Below are 16015 nucleotides of genomic sequence, written 5' to 3' on the forward strand. Positions count from 1 at the left end.
AAACCGGGAACGGCCCATGCGTGAGGGTGCCGGAGAGGCCCCGAGGGGGCCCCGCGAGGTCCTGCGAGGGCGGCTCAGCCCTGCTTGAGTGCCCTCTGGATCGTCCGCATGACCTCGTCGAGCGGTGCGTCCGTCCGGGCGACGGCGATGACCACGTCACCCGCCGTGGAGGCGGTGGCGGCCGGCACCGCCTCGGCGCCCGCGGCGGCCGCGGGCGTCCCCGAGGGCGCCGTGGGACGGCCCGCGCCTATGCCCGAGCCGAAGGTCTCCCGCACGATCGCGAAGGCGTGGTCGAGCTGTGTCTCCACGTCGCCCTGGCCGCCCGCCCGCAGCCAGCGCCGCAGCACGTGGTTGTGGGCGGTGACCACCGCGGAGGCGGCCACCTCGGCGAGCAGCGGGTCGTCGTTGCCGTCGTGGTGGTCGCGCTCGTCGAAGTGCCCGAGCAGATAGCGCGTGAACAGACGCTCGTAACGGGCCACCGAGGCGATCTCGCGCTCCCGCAGGGTCGGCACCTCGCGGGTCAGCCGGTAGCGCTCCACGGAGACCGCGGGCGAGCCGGCGTACATCTTCATGACTTCCTTGATGCCCCGGCACACCGTGTCGAGCGGGTGCTCGTGCGGCGGGGCGGCGTTCAGGACGGCCTCGGCGCGCACCAGGGTGTCGTCGTGGTCCGGGAAGATCGCCTCTTCCTTGGAGCGGAAGTGGCGGAAGAAGGTCCGCCGGGCCACCCCGGCCGCCGCGGCGATCTCGTCGACCGTCGTGGCCTCGTACCCCTTGGTCGCGAAGAGCTCCATGGCCGCGGCCGCGAGCTCACGGCGCATCTTGAGCCGCTGTGCGGCGGCTCGGGTCCCCGCGGCGCTCTCCTGAGCGTCGGGCGTGGACGTGGCACGGGGTGTCTTCGCGACCTTGGACATGTCCCGAACGTACTGCATCGGAGCGGGAGTGTGCCCAGGTGGGGGAGGGGAGCCGGACCCGGCACCGGTGGTGCCCGAGGGGCTCAGCAGCCCTCCCCACTGCCCGTACGCCTCGGTGTGGGCCTCAGCGGCGGGCATATTCGCGGAAGCCGCGCCCGGTCTTGCGGCCCAGGCAGCCCGCGGCCACCAGGTGCTCCAGGAGCGGCGCCGGGGCGAGGCCCGGGTCGCGGAACTCGCGGTGCAGCACCTGCTCGATGGCGAGCGAGACGTCCAGGCCGACCACGTCGAGGAGCTCGAAGGGCCCCATCGGGTAGCCGCCGCCCAGCTTCATCGCGGCGTCGATGTCGTCCAGGGTCGCGTAGTGCTCCTGGACCATCTTGATCGCGTTGTTCAGGTACGGGAAGAGCAGCGCGTTCACGATGAAGCCGGCCCGGTCGCCGCAGTCCACCGGGTGCTTCCGGATCTTCGCGGTGACCTCGCGGACGGTGGCGTGGACGTCGTCGGCGGTCAGGACGGTACGGACGATCTCGACCAGCTTCATCGCGGGCGCCGGGTTGAAGAAGTGCATCCCGATGACGTCCTGCGGGCGCGAGGTGGCCCGGGCGCAGGCGACGACCGGCAGCGAGGAGGTCGTGGTGGCGAGCACCGCGCCCGGCTTGCAGATCTTGTCCAGGCGGGCGAAGAGCTCCTGCTTGATCTCCAGGTTCTCGGCGACCGCCTCGACCGCGAGGTCGACCTCGGCGAAGGCGTCCAGCGAGCCGGCCGCGACGATCCGGGCCAGCGTCTCGTCGCGCGCCTCGCCCGTCATCCGGCCCTTGTCCACGGAACGGGCCAGGGACTTGGCGATCCGGGCCTTCGCCGTGTCCGCCTTCTCCTGCGAGCGGGCGGCGAGGACGACGTCGTAGCCGGCCTTGGCGAAGACCTCGGCGATGCCGGAGGCCATGGTGCCGGAACCGGCGACGCCCACCGAGCGGACCTCGCGGCTCTCGCCGGCGGCCGCGGCGTCCGCCGGGGTCAGCGCGTCGCGGACCACCTCGGCGGAGCCGGGGGCCTCGTACGTGTAGAAGCCGCGGCCGGACTTGCGGCCGGTCAGGCCCGCCTCGCTGAGCTGCTTGAGGATCGGGGCGGGGGCGTGCAGCCGGTCCTGCGAGGAGGAGTACATCGCCTCCAGGACGGTACGGGCGGTGTCGACGCCGATCAGGTCGAGCAGCGCCAGCGGGCCCATCGGCAGGCCGCAGCCGAGCCGCATGGCCGCGTCGATGTCCTCGCGGGAGGCGTACTTGGCCTCGTACATCGCTGCGGCCTGGTTGAGGTAGCCGAAGAGCAGCCCGTCGGCGACGAAGCCGGGCCGGTCGCCGACGGCGACGGGCTCCTTGCCGAGCTCCTGCGCGAGGACGGTCACGGCGTCGACGGCCTGCGGGGCGGTCAGCACCGAGGAGACCACCTCGACCAGCTTCATCGCCTGGACCGGGGTGAAGAAGTGCAGCCCGAGGACCCGCTCGGGGTGGGCGGAGTCTGCGGCGAGCCGGGTGACGGAGAGCGCGTTGGTTCCGGTGGCGAGGATCGCGTCGGGCCGGACGATGCCGTCCAGGGCCCGGAAGACCTCCTGCTTCGTCTCGTACGACTCGGGCACGACCTCGATGACGAGGTCGGCGTCGGCGGCCGCCTGGAGGTCCGAGAAGGTACGGAATCGGGCCAGGACGTCCTGCCGTTCCTCCTCGGTGATCCGGCCGCGGTCCACCGCACGGGCGGTGGAGGCCTCCAGGGCGGCGACGGCCTGGGCGGCGGCGTTCTCGCTGATGTCGATGCCGATGACCTCGCGGCCGGCCCGGGCGAGGACATCGGCGATACCGGTGCCCATCGTGCCGAGACCGACGACGGCGATGGTGGAGAGAGGGGTGTCCATCAGGGGACTCCTGGGAGGAAGAGTGACGACTGAAGGCAGTGCGGCGAAAGCCGCGCGGAAAGGCACGCGGAATGCCGAAGGAAGGTGCGCGACGGCGCACGGAAAAGAAGGGGACGGACTCTGTCCCGGAGTCACGTCGAAACTGCCGAACCGACAAGCGCTCACCACGGCTGCGTCACCAGGCCGTGGGGAGAAGTGCGGGGGGTGGCCCGCTCACCTGAGACTAACCGGCTGGTAACGAGCGCGCCAGTCCCGGGAAGTTGAGGAAAATGTGATCTGGATCGCGGATAGGCTCCGATTCATGGTCCGATTCATGAACAGTGCCGAGGATCCCGAATTCTGCTCGATGATCGATCGATTGAGGGAAGAGATCGAGAATGCGGAAGGCACCCTCCCCGCCGCATTCGAGGAACTCGCCGGGCCGCTCGGGGCGGCGGAGCTGCACGAGGCCCTCACCGCCCCCGGGCAGCCGCTGTGGGCCCGCGAGATCGCGGCCTTCCGGCTCGGCCTGGCCGGTGACCCACGGGCCTTCGAGGCGCTCGTCCTCTTCCTCAACCACCGCGACCCCGAGCGCTGCGTCTCCGCCGCCTACGCCCTGACCCGGCTCGGCGACCCGCGCACGGCGCGCGCCGCCGCCGCGCTCGCCACCAACGAACTTCGGGTCGCCTACGCCCTGTTGCCGGTCCGGCTGCTCGCCGCACTGCGCGCCCCGGAGAGCGTCCCCGCGCTCGTCGCGGTCCTGGAGCGACGGCTGTCGGCGGCCGACCCGCACTGGCGGGTCGGCCTCGCGTGCGTGGAGGGGCTCGGCGCGCTCGCCGACGCGCGCGCCCGCGGCGTCCTGGAGGCGGCGCTGCCGCACCCGCGGCTCGGGGGAGCGGCGCGGGAGGCGCTGGGGCGGCTGGACGGGTAGGGGCTTGACAGTTTTTACTAGAGTGTCGGATGCCATCCACTCTCACTGCTTCTGTCAAGCGGAGGCGCGCCATGCCCCCTGTGAGTCCGACCGACCCCGCGGGTGGGGTCACCGCGCGCGTGCGCCGGCTGATCGGCGCCGCGCTGGCGGACGGGGCCGTGCCCCCGCCGGAAGAGGTGGCCCGCCTGCTGGCCGTCAGCCCGCAGACCCTGCGCCGCAGGCTGGCCGCAGAGGGGACGACGTACCGACTCCTGCGCGACCAGGTCCGGCGTGACCACGCCCTCGCCGAGCTGGCCGGCGGCTCGCCGTCGATCGAGGGGCTGTCGCGGCGGCTCGGCTTCTCCGAACCCAGCGCGTTCCACCGGGCGTTCCGTCGCTGGACGGGGGTGACCCCCGGGGTCTACCAGCGCTGCGCAGGCTGAGCGGTACGGTCACGGCGGGCGCCCGGTGCGGGTCCTACCGTCCCGGCCATGGAAGTGAACCCCCGGTCCCGCGGGCTCCCCCGGGTGGCGGCCGCCGCCCTCGGCACCCTGGCCGTGCTCGTGCTGCTCGCGGGCGTCGCCGTGACGGCGCTGAGCGTGCGGATCGAGGGGGTGAGCATGGCGCCCACCCTCCAGGACGGCGACCGGCTCCTCCCCGTGCCCGGATCGGCGGGCGAGGTGCGCCGGTTCGACGTGGTCCTGCTGCGCTCGCGCCACCAGGACGCCCTGCTCGTGAAGCGGGTGATCGCGGTGCCGGGCGACCGGATCGCGATCGTGTCCACCCCGGACGATCCCTTCCGGGTGCTGCTCCAGGAGCACGGCACGGGCCCCGTGCGCCGGGTGACGGCCCCTCAGTGGGCCGACCGGGCGCGGCGGACCGGCAACTGCTGTGCGCCGGAGGGCACCCGATCGGCGCGGCCCGCGCTGCGGACCGTTCCGGCCGGGTCCTTCTTCTACCTGGGGGACAACCCGGATCTCTCCGACGACTCCCGGAGCCACGGCTGGGGTGAGATCGCGCGTGTCGAGGGCCGGGTGGGGTGGAGCGGCAGCCCGCTGCCGGTCTCGTCCGGGCTGGGCGGAGTGCCGGTCCTGGAGGCGGACCGGGGGCCGGTGCCGTGAGGGGGAGGCGCCGTGAGCGGGGAGCTGTCGTGAGAGGGGAGGCGCCGTGAGCGGGGAGCTGTCGACCTAGCGGGCGCCGGTCGCCTCCCCCGCGCTGAGCGCGATCCGCAGGAAGGTGTCCGCGATGCGGCGGGCCGACTCCTCGGGGGAGCCCGTGGCCTGGACCATGTGGCTGATGGTCAGGCGCACGGCCGCGTCGACCGCCAGGTCCCGGGCGACCGGGTCGACGGCGGGCCAGGCCTCGGCCACGTAGGCGTCGGTCATCGCCGTCGCGGTGGCGAAGGCCGAGGTGGCGCGGGTGGTGAGGAAGGGCAGCAGTCCGTCGTCGCCGGTGCTGGTGAGCGTCGCCTTCACCAGGGGGTTGCGGGCGGCGAGCGCCAGCGTGAAGCAGACGGCGGCCGACACCGCCTCGCGCAGGTCGTCACGGTGCTCGTCGAGGGCTGCCTGGACGCCGACCAGGCAGCGTTCCAGCTCGCGTTGGAGCAGCGCCTCGCCGACCGCCTCCTTGGACGGGAACTCCGAGTACAGCGTCTGCCGGCTCACGCCCACGGCGGCGGCGACGTGCGCCATGCGCAGCTTCTCGAAGCCGCGCTCCGTGACGAGTTCGTACGCGGCGTCCAACAGGCGCTCGCGCAGCAGCGTGCGCACCGTCTCCCTGAACCTGGCCATCGCCCCACCCTAGTCCAGCAGGATTTTCGGGCGGGACTGTCCAGACTGTTGACACCTCCTCTAATAGTGTCCAATTCTCGGACGAGTGGCCACGCACTGTCCTGACTCCGCTCCATCACACGACAGTTGGAGAAGGCACATGACCGAAGAGACGAGACGGACGGCCTCGGAGCCGCGCGGCGTCACCCGCTGGCGCAGGTCCGTGTTCCTGGCGCTGCCGGCCGGCGCGGCCGTCGCCGGGATGGCCACCGCGATGGTGCAGGGCGCGCTCGCCGCGAACCTCTCGCTGACCAGCGTCCCCTTCACCCTCAGCTCCCGCACGGTCGCCGCGCCCACCGGCATCGGCGCCGTCATGCACACCGTCGACGCGGGCGGGGCCAAGGGCGCCGCCGAGGTCGGCATCGCCCAGGCCGGACTGGACGGGCTCTGCGTCCACGCCACCCAGGCCGTGAACCTGCCGGTGATCGGCAGCCTCGGCACCTGGTCGCTCAACATCTCCTCGCCCGCCGCGGCGACCCCGCTCACCCCCGACCAGCTCGCCGGGGGCGAAGGGCTCCAGGCGCGCAAGCTGATCCTCGACGCCCAGGCGCTCAAGACCTCCAGGGCCACCCTCACCGCGAGCGACACCACGCCCAACGTGATCGGCGCCGCCGCCGACGGCAGCGGCATCAAGGGCAGCGGCATCAACGACGGCACCCCGGGCCAGTTCGGCCTCGACGCCACCGGCGGACGCACCACGATCGAGGGCCTCAAGGCCGACGCCAACGGCGCGACCATCGCGGGCGCGATCACCCTGCCGGACCTCACCATCGGCATCGCCCACGGCACCACCAGCTGCTGACCGGGGCGACCCGCACCGCACGACCCGCCCCACCGGTCCGGGGCGCCGCACGGGACGCGGCGCCCCGGACCACCCCGAGGGGGCCGCCCCGCACCGGCCGCCGGCCCCCGTACGTCCCCGACCCAGACCGCTGCGAGGCACCCCATGACCTCTGATCCGGCAACCGCACCGCCCGGGCCCGCCCCCGTGCACCGGGCCCGTCTCGCCTTCCGGCGCTGGCGCCGCACCCGACCCTTCTGGGCGGGGCTGTGGACCGGCCTCGGCGGCTTCGTGATCTTCTTCCTGCCGCTGGCCCCGCTCGGCAGGATCCTGCAGATCGGCGTCGGCGGCATCGCCGGGATGTCCGGCGGGGTCGTCCTGATGGCGATGGCCCTGCTCATCCTGCTGCTGCCCGGCCAGCGGCACACCGCGGGCGTCATCGCCGTGATCGCCGGGGTGGCCTCGTTCCCGCTGTCCAACCTCGGCGGCCTGTTCGTGGGCATGTTCCTCGCCGTGCTCGGCGGCTCGATGGCCTTCTCCTGGCTGCCCGGGAAACCGGCGAGGCGCTCAAGGCGCCGCCGGGCGTACGAGGGGAGCACGGCCGCATGAGCCCCCTGCCCGGCGTCCGCGAGGCCGCCCGGTCCCTCGCCCGCGCGGCCGCCGACCGGAACGCCGCCATGCTCGCCGAGGCGGCCGACGGCACCCGACGGGGCACCCGGTGGGGGCGCGGCGCCCTCGCCTTCGTCCCCTCCGTGCTCGCCGTCGGCGCGCTCGGCGCCGCCCTGGCCCAGGGCGCCCTCGCCGCCAACTTCAGCGTCACCGGCCAGCCCTTCTCGCTCACCTCCAACGGCATCTCGGGCACCGGCTTCGGTGCCGTCGTCAACACCCCACCGGTCGGGCACGCGGACGGCACCACCACCACCGACACCGGCATGGCCCGGGTCGGCTTCGCCAGCGCGGGCCTCGCCGGCCTGTGCGGGATCGTCCACCAGTCGATCGCCGGGGTGCCGTACTCGCTGCTCCTGACGGCCGGCCAGAAGGTGACCGCGACCCCGCCCGCCGCGTTCACCACCGACATCGACGCCTCGAACCTCTTCATCCAGGCCACCGAGCTCAGGTCGTACGGCCCCACCACCCTGCAGAACGCGGTGATCGGCCAGTCCGCCGACCAGGTCCTCGTGGGCGGCAAGCCGCTCACCGGCGCCGTCCCCGGCGGCTTCGGGCTCGGCTCGGCCGGCGGACCGGGCGGCAGCTCGGTGAACCTGCACGGCCTGGACGCCACGGCCTACGACGCCGAGATCGCGGGCGCGCTGGTGCTGCCCCAGCTCGACATCAGGATCGTCGGCGGAACGGCCACGACATGCTGAGCGCCCTCGCCGCGCGGGCCGCCGCCGCGCACCGCTGGTTCCGCGCCTTCCGGCGCACCCGCCCGTTCTGGGGCGCGGTGTGGCTGGTGGCGGGCGGCTGGACCGTGCTCCGCTTCTCGCTCAGCTCGGTCCAGCTGATCGTCAGCACCGGCTTCGGCGCGCTGGCCGGCTACCTCACCGGCGGCGGCATGATCCTGTGCGGGCTCGTCCCGCTGGTGGCCCCCCGGCAGCGCTACACCTTCGGCCTGATCGGCAGCGTCCTGGCCGTCGTCTCGCTCGTCGTCTCCAACCTGGGCGGCTTCCTCCTCGGCATGGCGCTGGGCGTCCTCGGCGGCGCGATGCTCGTCGGCTGGGGCCCCAAACGGCCCCTCAAGGCCCTGCGGGAGGCGCGATGAGCGCGATACGGGCCTGGCGTCGCGCCCTCGTCGTCGGCGCCGTCCTCCTGGCCGCCGTCGGCACGGCCGTCGGACCGCCCCAGTTCAGCGACGCCGCGCCGCGGGCCGCCGCGCCCGTCCCGCTGGGCGTGCCGTTCCTGCCCTCGCCGGACCCGCTGGACGTGCGGATCGACAGCCTGCTCGCCGTCTCCCTCACGGTGGAGTGGGACGTGACGATCCGGCTCTCGGACGGCAGCGAGGTGCGGACCAACCGGTACACCTTCACCAAGCTGAAGATCCGGCGCCATATGAGCGTGACCCAGCGCGCGGCCGGTCACACCCTCACCATCGACGTGCCCGACGAGGGCTCGCTCGGCGGCTACGACAGCGCGGGCAAGGCCGAGACGACCGTGATGTGGGGCCGCATCGACCGCATCTGCGTCCTGCTCATCGCCTGCAACGTGCAGGGACTGCTCGACTGGTTCGGCCAGTTCATCCCCCTCACCGCGGGGGCCACGGAGTTCGCGGGCACCCTCTACGCGATCCGCACCACCGACGACCACGCCGCCCTGGGCAGCACCGACAACCCCGTCCACCTGCCCGGCACGATCACGGTGACCGGCCCGTGAGCGGCACCCGGGCGTCCCGGGAAGGGCGCACCCACTGGCGCCGCTCGCTCGCCGTCGCCCTGCCCGCGCTGCTCGTCGCCGGGTTCCTCGCGGCCGCGATGGCCCGAGGCGCGCTCGCCGTCGGACTCCGGATGCAGGACCAGCCCGTCGACTTCACCACCAGCAGCCTGTACGGCACCCAGTACGGCGCCGCCGTCGTCGACCAGACCGTCGGCAGGCCCGACGGATCCACCGGCACCGTGCGCGTCCTGCGGATGGGCTTCGCCGACGGCGTCCTCAACGGACTGTGCCTGAGCCGGCGGCAGCAGATCGCGGGAGTCACGTACACCCTGCTGCTGACCCTCGGCGACAGCGACCCCGGGACCTGGGAGATCCGGACCAGGAACACCGTCCTCGACCTGCGGACCGCCACCGGCACCCTCGACATGGACGGGATCGTCGACCTCAACGTCAACGGGGCCGACGTGAAGACCGTGAAGGACTCCTCGGGCGACCACGTCGTCAACCCGCTGGACAGTCCGCAGCACCGCTTCGGCATCCAGGCCCGCTACGCCAAGTTCGACGCGATCACCGGCACCGCGCAGGACATGCAGATCCCCGGTCTGCTGACCACCCCGAGGCTGAGCCTGTCGGTGAGGCGCGGCGCCGTCGCCTGCCCGAGACCGGCCGACCCGACGGGCACCCCGGGATCCCCGTAGCCACGGTCCCCGGATCCGCCGCTCAGGCCCGGTCCTCCGGTATGAGCGCGAACGCCTCGATCTCGATGAGGAGTTCGGGCCGGACCAGGGCGCTCACCTGCACCGCCGAGCTCGCCGGCAGCGGCGCCGCGCCGAACGCGGCGTCCCGGGCGGCGCGGACCGCGGGCAGGTGGGCCACGTCCGTCACGAAGTACGTCAGCTTCACGACGTCCTCGAAATCCGCGCCGGCCGAGGCGAGGCAGCGGCGCAGGTTGTCGAAGACCTGGCGGGCCTGCGCCGCCGGGTCGCCGACGCCGACGACCGCGCCGGAGGCGTCGAAGGCGCACTGCCCGGACACCGCCACGAACCGGCCGGTGCCCCACACGACATGGCTGTACTGCGGGCTCGGGGCGAGGCCCTCCGGCGCGGACACATGGGTCAGGTGGGTGCTCATGCGTCACATCCTGACGCACCCCACTGACAGTCCGGCCGAGCGGCCGCGCCCCGAGTCCGCTCGGGACGCGTTTCAGGACCCGCTCAAGGCCCGCTCAGGGCCCGCTCAGGGCCCGCTCAGTGCTCGTGGCCGAGCAGCCCGTGCAGCGCGGTGCCCGCCGACGGGGCGGCCTCGCGGCCCGCGCCGGCCTTCGCGGGCTCGGGCTCGGGGAGCGTCTCGCAGACCGCGTCCGCCTCCGACCCGGCCGCGCCGCGCGGCACCGTGCCGGTGGCGAGGTACGTGTCGAGGTGGGTGTCCAGGCAGGCGTTGCCGGCCAGGGTCACCCCGTGGTTGCCGCCGCCCTGGTCGACCACCAGGCTGGAGCCGCTCATCATCCGGTGCAGGGCGACCCCGCCCTCGTAGGGGGTGGCCGCGTCCTCGGTCGCCTGGAGGATCAGCACCGGCGGCAGCCTGTCGTTGGTGACGTCCGGCGGGGTCAGCGAGGCGACCGGCCAGAACGCGCAGGGCGCGTTGTACCAGGCGTTGTTCCAGGTCGAGAAAGGCGCCTTGGTGTGCGCCTCCCAGTTGTCCTTGCGCCAGACGTTCCAGTCGCGCGGCCAGGCGGCGTCGCGGCACTGGACGCTCGTGTAGACCGAGTAGCCGTTGTCCGCGGCGGCGTCCGCGGCGCCGAAGGCCTCGTACGCCTTCACCAGCGGGGCGGGGTCGGCGTCGTTGACGTACGCGGCGAAAGCGCCCGCGAGCAGCGGCCAGTAGCCGTCGTAGTAGCCGCCCGGCAGGAAGGTGTCCTCCAGTTCTCCCGGCCCGACCTTGCCGCCGGCCGGCGCGGAGCGCAGCGCCTCGCGCATCCGGTACCAGGCCGCGTCGACCTCCTCGGGGTCGGTGCCGAGCCGGTACGTGGCGTCGTTGCGGGCCACCCAGGAGGTGAAGTCCTTGTGCCGGCTGTCGAAGGCGTAGTCCTGCGCGAGGTTGTCCTCGTACCAGACGCCGTGCGGGTTGACGACGGAGTCCAGGGCCATGCGCCGGACCCGCTCGGGGAACAGACGGGCGTACACGGCGCCCAGGTAGGTGCCGTAGGAGTAGCCGAGGTAGTTGAGCTTCGGCGCGCCGAGCGCCGCGCGGATGGCGTCGAGGTCCCGGGCGGTGGAGACGGTGTCGATGTGCGGGAGGACGTCGGCGTACTTGTCGCCGCAGGCCTTGGCGAAGGCCTGGGCGCGCTCGACCCCGGCCCGCTCGTCGTCGGCGCCGCGCGGGACGGAGTCCGGGCGGACGGGGGCGAAGTGGCCCGGCTCGCAGTCCAGGGCGGGCTCGCTCTTGCCCACGCCGCGCGGGTCGAAGCCGACGACGTCGTACTCTGCCGCCACCTCGGGCTTCAGGGAGGCGGCCACGTACCCGGCCATCCCGCGCCCGCTGCCGCCCGGGCCGCCGGGGTTGACGAGCAGCGGCCCCTGGTAGGCCTTCGCCGTGTGGGCGACCCGGGTGAGGGCCAGCGTGATCGTCCGCCCGGTGGGCCGGTCGTGGTCCAGCGGCACCTTCAGGGTGGCGCACTGGAGCCTCGGGTACGCCTGGGTGGGGCAGCCGGACCAGCGGAGCGGGGCGGTGGGGCGGGGGGCCGGTGCGGTCCCGTCGGGGGTGGTGGCCGAGGCGGACGCGGGCAGGACGGTGACCGTCCCGGCGACCAGGGCCCCAGCGGCGATCAGTGTTCCTGCGCGGGGTGTCATACGGCGTCCGTGCCCCGAACGCGGTCCGGAGGGACCGGTTCCGGCCAGAGTTGACCCGATCAGAGGACGTTCCGGCGGCTCCGGTACGTCGAATCAGAGCAGGGTGAGCTGTTCGGCCGCCGGCGGGGGAGCGTGGTGGTCGGGTACCGGTATGCGGCGCGGGGTGCCCCGGCGGGCGGGCCCGATGCCGAACTCGGCGGCGAGTTCGTGCACCTGACGGGTGATCCGGCGCTGGTACCAGGTCGGCGCGTAGGCCCCGGCCGCGTACATCCGCTCGTACCGCCCCACCAGTTCCGGATGGTGGTGCCGCAGCCAGTCGAAGAACCACTCGCGGGCGCCGGGCCGCAGATGGAGCACGAGCGGGGTGACGGACCCGGCGCCGGCCTCGGCGATGGCGCGGACCGTGTCGCGCAGCTGCTCGGGCCGGTCGCCCAGGAAGGGCACGACCGGGGCCATCAGGACCCCGCAGTCGATGCCGTGGCCGGCGAAGGCGCGGACCACGTCGAGGCGCCGCTCGGGGGAGGGGGTGCCGGGCTCGATCGTGCGCCACAGCTCGCGGTCGGTGAAGCCGACGGAGACCGACACGCCGACCTCCGTCACCTCGGCGGCCTGCCGGATGAGCTCCTGGTCGCGCAGGATCAGCGTCCCCTTGGTGAGGATGGAGAACGGGTTGGCGCGGTCCCGCAGCGCCTCGATGATGCCGGGCATCAGCCGGTACCGGCCCTCGGCCCTCTGGTAGCAGTCCACGTTGGTGCCCATCGCGATGTGCGCGCCCTGCCAGCTCCGGGAGGCCAGCCGGGCGCGGAGCAGCTCGGGGGCGTTGACCTTGACCACGATCTGGGAGTCGAAGCCGATCCCGGTGTCCAGGTCCAGATAGGCGTGGGTCTTGCGGGCGAAGCAGTACACGCAGGCGTGCGTACAGCCCCGGTACGGGTTGACCGTCCATTCGAACGGCATCCGGGAGGCGCCGGGCACCCGGTTGACGATCGACCGGGCCCGCACCTCGTGGAAGGTGATGCCGCGGAACTCGGGCGTGTCGAACGTGCGGGTGACCGCGTCCGCGCCGAACAGGGCGATGTCGGCGGGCGCGGTGGGCGTGGCGGCGGTGGCAGGGCTGTCGGCCAGACGGTCCCATCGCATGGCGCCTCCTCGGGGCGGGGGTGGAACCAGAATAGAACACATGTTCCCTTGATCGTCGCAACCCGGATTTCGCGCCCCGGCGCGCAGGTGGTTGGCTTGGCGCACATCCCCGAGAGATCAAGCTGGAGGAAGTCCAATGGCGCAGGTCGAGGCCACGACGGAGCGGATCATCGCCGCCGACGCGGAAACGGTGTTCGATGCCCTGGCCGACTACAGCGGCACGCGCGCGAAGCTGCTCCCCGAGCACTTCAGCGAGTACGAGGTGCGCGAGGGCGGCGACGGGCAGGGCACCCTCGTCCACTGGAAGCTGCAGGCCACCAGCAAGCGCGTGCGCGACTGCCTCCTGGAGGTCAGCGAGCCCACCGACGGCCAGCTCGTCGAGAAGGACCGCAACTCCTCCATGGTCACCACCTGGACCGTCACCCCGGCCGGCGAGGGCGGCTCGAAGGCCGTCGTCAGCACCGTCTGGAACGGCGCCGGCGGCATCGGCGGCTTCTTCGAGAGGGCCTTCGCGCCCAAGGGCCTCGGGCGCATCTACGACGCCGTGCTGGCCAAGCTGGCCGCCGAGGTGGAGAAGTAGCCTCGGGAAACGGATCGGAGAAGTAACGCCCCGATCCCTCACCGATTCGAGTGGTTTCCCCGCGACCCCCACGAGAGCGCCCGGCGCGCCCAGGGGTCGCGGGGAGTTTCGTAAACGCCCTGATGAGCGCCCCAAGTGCGCCGTCCCCGAGGGGTGTTCGGGAACCGGCGCCCCACCCTCCTCCCGTGCCGCCCGACTTGCTCCCGCTTCGCGCGCAATGCGAAGAATGACGCGCGCAGACGCCGTGACGAGGGGAGCAGCACGTGGGTGCGATCACGCTGGCGAAGCACGCCCGAGGAACCGAAGCCGCCCAGGCCGCCCAGGCGGGCGGTGAAACGGTCCCGCTGGCCGTGGACGGCCCTCCCGCCGACCAGGCGGCACCGCCCGGACCGGAGGCCGCCCTCGACCCACGACGGGTCCGGCTCGTCTTCTGCGGCCTCATGCTCGCGCTGCTGCTCGCCGCGCTGGAGCAGATGATCGTCGCCACCGCCCTGCCGAAGATCGTCGGCGAACTCCAGGGCCTGGACCGGATGTCCTGGGCGATCACCGCCTACCTGCTCACCGCCACCATCGGCCTGCCCGTCTACGGGAAGCTGGGCGACCTCCTCGGCCGCAAGGGCGTCTTCCTCTTCGCCATCGTCGTCTTCGTGATCGGCTCCGGACTGGCCGGCTGGTCGCGCAGCATGGACCAGCTCATCGCCTTCCGCGCCCTCCAGGGCGCCGGGGCCGGCGGCCTGATGATCGGCGTCCAGGCGATCATCGCCGACATCGTCCCCTCCCGGGAACGCGGCCGCTACATGGGCCTCATCGGCGCCGCCTTCGGACTCGCCTCCGTCGCCGGACCGCTGCTCGGCGGCTTCTTCACCGACCACGTCTCCTGGCGCTGGTGCTTCTACTTCAACGTGCCCTTCGGGCTCGTCACCCTCGCCGTCGTCGCCGTGGTCCTCAAGCTCCCCAAGCCCGCCGTCCGGGCCCGCTTCGACGTCCTCGGTGCCCTGCTGCTCGCCGCCGCCTCCACCTGCCTGGTCCTGCTGACCAGTTGGGGCGGCACCCGCCACGCCTGGGACTCGCGGGTCATCCTCGGCCTCGGCTGCGGTGCCGTCGTGGCCACCGCCCTCTTCTTCCTCGTCGAGCGCCTCGCCCCCGAACCGCTCATCCCGCTGCGCCTGTTCCGCGACTCCGTCTTCACCGTCACCAGCCTCGTCGGCATGGTCGTCGGCATCGCCCTCTTCGGCGCCGCCAGCTATCTGCCGACCTTCCTGCAGATGGTCGAGGGGGCCACCGCCACCGAGTCCGGCCTGCTCATGCTCCCGCTGATGGGAGGCATCGTCGCCGCCTCGGTCGTCTCCGGCCAGCTCATCAGCCGCACCGGCCACTACAAGGTCTATCCCGTGCTCGGCGGCGCCGTCGCCACGCTCGGCATGTGGCTGCTCTCCCGCCTGGACACCGACACGCCCCGCCTCCAGCAGGGCCTCTGGCAGGCCGTCCTCGGCCTCGGCATCGGCCTCGTCATGCCGGTGCTGGTGCTCGCCGTGCAGAACTCCGTGCGCCCCGCCGACCTCGGCACCGCCACCAGCGCCCACACCTACTTCCGGCAGATCGGCGGCAGCGTCGGCGCCGCGGTCTTCGGCACCCTCTTCGCCTCCCGCCTCGACGCCGCCCTCGCCGACCGGCTCCCCGAGGACGGCGCCGGCGCGCTGCCCGCCGCCGACTCGATCACCCCGCAGGCGGTCCACACGCTGCCGCCCGCCCTGCGCGACGCCTTCGTCCAGGCGTACGCCGACGCGATGCCCCGGATCTTCCTCTACCTCGTGCCGGTCCTCGTGCTCGGCCTCGTCCTCGCCTTCTTCCTCAAGGAGAAACCGCTGGTGTCCCACCACACCCCCGCCACCGAGGCCCCCGCCCCCGCCCCCGTCACCGCCGTCCCGCACGCCCGGCCCGGCGTCCCCACCGGCGCCCCCGCCCCGCTGCTCGCGGGAGTGCCCGTCTGCGGCACCGTCCAGCACCACGACGGCAGCTGCGTGCCGCGCGCCGCCCTCACGCTCATCGACGTCCAGGGCCGCCAGATCGGCCGCGGCGCGAGCGGCGACGACGGACGGTACGCGCTGAGCGTGCCCGGCCGCGGCGCGTACGTCCTGATCGCGGCCGCCGGCGGACACCAGCCGCAGGCGGTCTCCGTCACCGTCGGGGAGCGCCCGGTCGACCTCGACGTCGTCCTCGGCGGCGCCGGGCGGCTCGCCGGTGCCGTCGTCACCGCCGACGGCACCCCCGTACGGGACGCGGCAGTCACCCTCACCGACGTCCGCGGCGAGGTCGTCGCCTCCACCCGCAGCGGGCGCGAGGGCGGCTACGTCATCGGGGAGCTGGTCGCCGGCGAGTACACCCTGGCCGCCAGCGCCCCCGCCTTCCGGCCCGCCGCCCTCCCGGTGAGCGTCCAGGCCTCCCGGGAGACCCGCCAGGACATCGAGCTGGCCGGCGGCGCGGTGCTGCGCGGCACGGTGCGGGCGGGCGGCGGGCGGCCCGTCGAGGACGCCCGGGTGACCCTGCTCGACGCCGCCGGCAACGTCGTGGACACCCTCACCACCGGCCCCGACGGGACCTTCCGCTTCGTCGACCTGTCCTCCGGCGAGTACACGGTCATCGCCGCCGGGTACCCGCCGGTCGCCACCGTCCTCCAGGTCGCGGGCGGGGGGCGCACCGAGCGCGACCTCCAGCTCGGCCACGAGGACTGAGCGCGCGGCGGGAGCGGAGGGCCGA

General features: G+C 73.6%; 17 protein-coding genes. 11 read left to right on the top strand and 6 right to left on the bottom strand.

The genetic code is table 11. From position 1 onward, the window contains the following. Positions 1-74 precede the first annotated feature (74 nt). On the bottom strand, positions 75-932 hold the full coding sequence (locus tag OG309_RS30645) for a TetR family transcriptional regulator (protein ID WP_329425768.1): 858 nt from the start codon (positions 930-932) through the stop codon (positions 75-77). Between the two features lie 106 nt (positions 933-1038). Further along, complete coding sequence (locus OG309_RS30650) at positions 1039-2820, bottom strand: 3-hydroxyacyl-CoA dehydrogenase family protein (protein ID WP_329425770.1); 1782 nt, start codon at positions 2818-2820, stop codon at positions 1039-1041. 313 nt (positions 2821-3133) lie between these two features. Between OG309_RS30650 and OG309_RS30655 the strand changes: the two genes are divergently transcribed. From OG309_RS30655 to lepB, 3 genes are all read left to right on the top strand, one after another. After that, entirely contained in the window at positions 3134-3730 is a 597-nt protein-coding gene (locus OG309_RS30655; protein WP_329425772.1) for a HEAT repeat domain-containing protein, read from the top strand. 71 nt (positions 3731-3801) lie between these two features. Beyond that, positions 3802-4152, top strand: coding sequence for a helix-turn-helix transcriptional regulator (locus OG309_RS30660; protein ID WP_329425774.1), 351 nt, complete (start codon positions 3802-3804; stop codon positions 4150-4152). Between the two features lie 48 nt (positions 4153-4200). Further along, positions 4201-4830 carry a signal peptidase I gene (lepB, locus tag OG309_RS30665; RefSeq protein ID WP_329425776.1) on the top strand — a complete coding sequence of 210 codons (630 nt, stop codon included), beginning with the start codon at positions 4201-4203 and terminating at the stop codon, positions 4828-4830. A 66-nt stretch (positions 4831-4896) separates the two neighbouring features. Here the strand turns inward: lepB and OG309_RS30670 are convergent, their stop codons facing one another. Beyond that, the gene (locus tag OG309_RS30670) at positions 4897-5499 is read right to left on the bottom strand and encodes a TetR/AcrR family transcriptional regulator (RefSeq protein ID WP_329425777.1); all 603 of its coding nucleotides are present in this window, start codon (positions 5497-5499) and stop codon (positions 4897-4899) included. 139 nt (positions 5500-5638) lie between these two features. Here OG309_RS30670 and OG309_RS30675 point away from each other — a divergent pair, with 139 nt between their 5' ends. The 6 genes from OG309_RS30675 (at position 5639) to OG309_RS30700 (ending at position 9387) form a co-directional block, all read left to right on the top strand. Further along, complete coding sequence (locus OG309_RS30675) at positions 5639-6340, top strand: DUF6230 family protein (protein ID WP_329425780.1); 702 nt, start codon at positions 5639-5641, stop codon at positions 6338-6340. Positions 6341-6484: 144 nt separating this feature from the next. Continuing rightward, positions 6485-6928 (top strand): DUF6114 domain-containing protein, encoded by a 444-nt coding sequence (locus OG309_RS30680; protein ID WP_329425782.1) that lies wholly within the window; start codon positions 6485-6487, stop codon positions 6926-6928. Then, positions 6925-7686: a DUF6230 family protein gene (locus OG309_RS30685; RefSeq protein ID WP_329425784.1), complete on the top strand. Its 762-nt coding sequence runs from the start codon at positions 6925-6927 to the stop codon at positions 7684-7686. The genes OG309_RS30680 and OG309_RS30685 overlap by 4 nt, the downstream gene beginning before the upstream one ends. Beyond that, entirely contained in the window at positions 7680-8081 is a 402-nt protein-coding gene (locus OG309_RS30690; protein ID WP_329425785.1) for a DUF6114 domain-containing protein, read from the top strand. Before OG309_RS30685 ends, OG309_RS30690 begins: the two co-directional genes overlap by 7 nt. Continuing rightward, entirely contained in the window at positions 8078-8689 is a 612-nt protein-coding gene (locus OG309_RS30695) for a hypothetical protein (RefSeq protein ID WP_329425787.1), read from the top strand. The genes OG309_RS30690 and OG309_RS30695 overlap by 4 nt, the downstream gene beginning before the upstream one ends. Next, the gene (locus OG309_RS30700) at positions 8686-9387 is read left to right on the top strand and encodes a DUF6230 family protein (protein ID WP_329425789.1); all 702 of its coding nucleotides are present in this window, start codon (positions 8686-8688) and stop codon (positions 9385-9387) included. Before OG309_RS30695 ends, OG309_RS30700 begins: the two co-directional genes overlap by 4 nt. Before the next feature lie 22 nt (positions 9388-9409). Here the strand turns inward: OG309_RS30700 and OG309_RS30705 are convergent, their stop codons facing one another. The 3 genes from OG309_RS30705 to OG309_RS30715 form a co-directional block, all read right to left on the bottom strand. Next, a complete protein-coding gene (locus OG309_RS30705) occupies positions 9410-9820 on the bottom strand; it encodes a RidA family protein (protein WP_329425790.1) in 411 nt (136 codons plus the stop codon). 116 nt (positions 9821-9936) lie between these two features. After that, positions 9937-11538, bottom strand: coding sequence for an alpha/beta hydrolase (locus OG309_RS30710; RefSeq protein WP_329425792.1), 1602 nt, complete (start codon positions 11536-11538; stop codon positions 9937-9939). Positions 11539-11631: 93 nt separating this feature from the next. Continuing rightward, on the bottom strand, positions 11632-12678 hold the full coding sequence (locus OG309_RS30715) for an Rv2578c family radical SAM protein (protein WP_329425793.1): 1047 nt from the start codon (positions 12676-12678) through the stop codon (positions 11632-11634). Between the two features lie 136 nt (positions 12679-12814). Between OG309_RS30715 and OG309_RS30720 the strand changes: the two genes are divergently transcribed. Next, complete coding sequence (locus OG309_RS30720; protein ID WP_329425795.1) at positions 12815-13258, top strand: SRPBCC family protein; 444 nt, start codon at positions 12815-12817, stop codon at positions 13256-13258. A 263-nt stretch (positions 13259-13521) separates the two neighbouring features. Then, the gene (locus OG309_RS30725) at positions 13522-15990 is read left to right on the top strand and encodes an MFS transporter (RefSeq protein ID WP_443067602.1); all 2469 of its coding nucleotides are present in this window, start codon (positions 13522-13524) and stop codon (positions 15988-15990) included. Positions 15991-16015 lie beyond the last annotated feature (25 nt).

Source organism: Streptomyces sp. NBC_01268, assembly GCF_036240795.1.
In the GTDB taxonomy this organism is placed as follows: Bacteria; Actinomycetota; Actinomycetes; order Streptomycetales; family Streptomycetaceae; genus Streptomyces.

Bases quoted from the DNA above. Each gene is read 5' to 3' on its own strand.
- OG309_RS30720 (WP_329425795.1), top strand. From the start codon at position 12,815: ATGGCGCAGGTCGAGGCCACGACGGAGCGGATCATCGCCGCCGACGCG.
- OG309_RS30675 (WP_329425780.1), top strand. From the start codon at position 5,639: ATGACCGAAGAGACGAGACGGACGGCCTCGGAGCCGCGCGGCGTCACC.
- lepB (WP_329425776.1), top strand. From the start codon at position 4,201: ATGGAAGTGAACCCCCGGTCCCGCGGGCTCCCCCGGGTGGCGGCCGCC.
- OG309_RS30650 (WP_329425770.1), bottom strand. From the start codon at position 2,820: ATGGACACCCCTCTCTCCACCATCGCCGTCGTCGGTCTCGGCACGATG.
- OG309_RS30670 (WP_329425777.1), bottom strand. From the start codon at position 5,499: ATGGCCAGGTTCAGGGAGACGGTGCGCACGCTGCTGCGCGAGCGCCTG.
- OG309_RS30695 (WP_329425787.1), top strand. From the start codon at position 8,078: ATGAGCGCGATACGGGCCTGGCGTCGCGCCCTCGTCGTCGGCGCCGTC.
- OG309_RS30685 (WP_329425784.1), top strand. From the start codon at position 6,925: ATGAGCCCCCTGCCCGGCGTCCGCGAGGCCGCCCGGTCCCTCGCCCGC.
- OG309_RS30660 (WP_329425774.1), top strand. From the start codon at position 3,802: ATGCCCCCTGTGAGTCCGACCGACCCCGCGGGTGGGGTCACCGCGCGC.
- OG309_RS30655 (WP_329425772.1), top strand. From the start codon at position 3,134: ATGAACAGTGCCGAGGATCCCGAATTCTGCTCGATGATCGATCGATTG.
- OG309_RS30710 (WP_329425792.1), bottom strand. From the start codon at position 11,538: ATGACACCCCGCGCAGGAACACTGATCGCCGCTGGGGCCCTGGTCGCC.
- OG309_RS30690 (WP_329425785.1), top strand. From the start codon at position 7,680: ATGCTGAGCGCCCTCGCCGCGCGGGCCGCCGCCGCGCACCGCTGGTTC.
- OG309_RS30705 (WP_329425790.1), bottom strand. From the start codon at position 9,820: ATGAGCACCCACCTGACCCATGTGTCCGCGCCGGAGGGCCTCGCCCCG.
- OG309_RS30715 (WP_329425793.1), bottom strand. From the start codon at position 12,678: ATGCGATGGGACCGTCTGGCCGACAGCCCTGCCACCGCCGCCACGCCC.
- OG309_RS30680 (WP_329425782.1), top strand. From the start codon at position 6,485: ATGACCTCTGATCCGGCAACCGCACCGCCCGGGCCCGCCCCCGTGCAC.
- OG309_RS30645 (WP_329425768.1), bottom strand. From the start codon at position 932: ATGCAGTACGTTCGGGACATGTCCAAGGTCGCGAAGACACCCCGTGCC.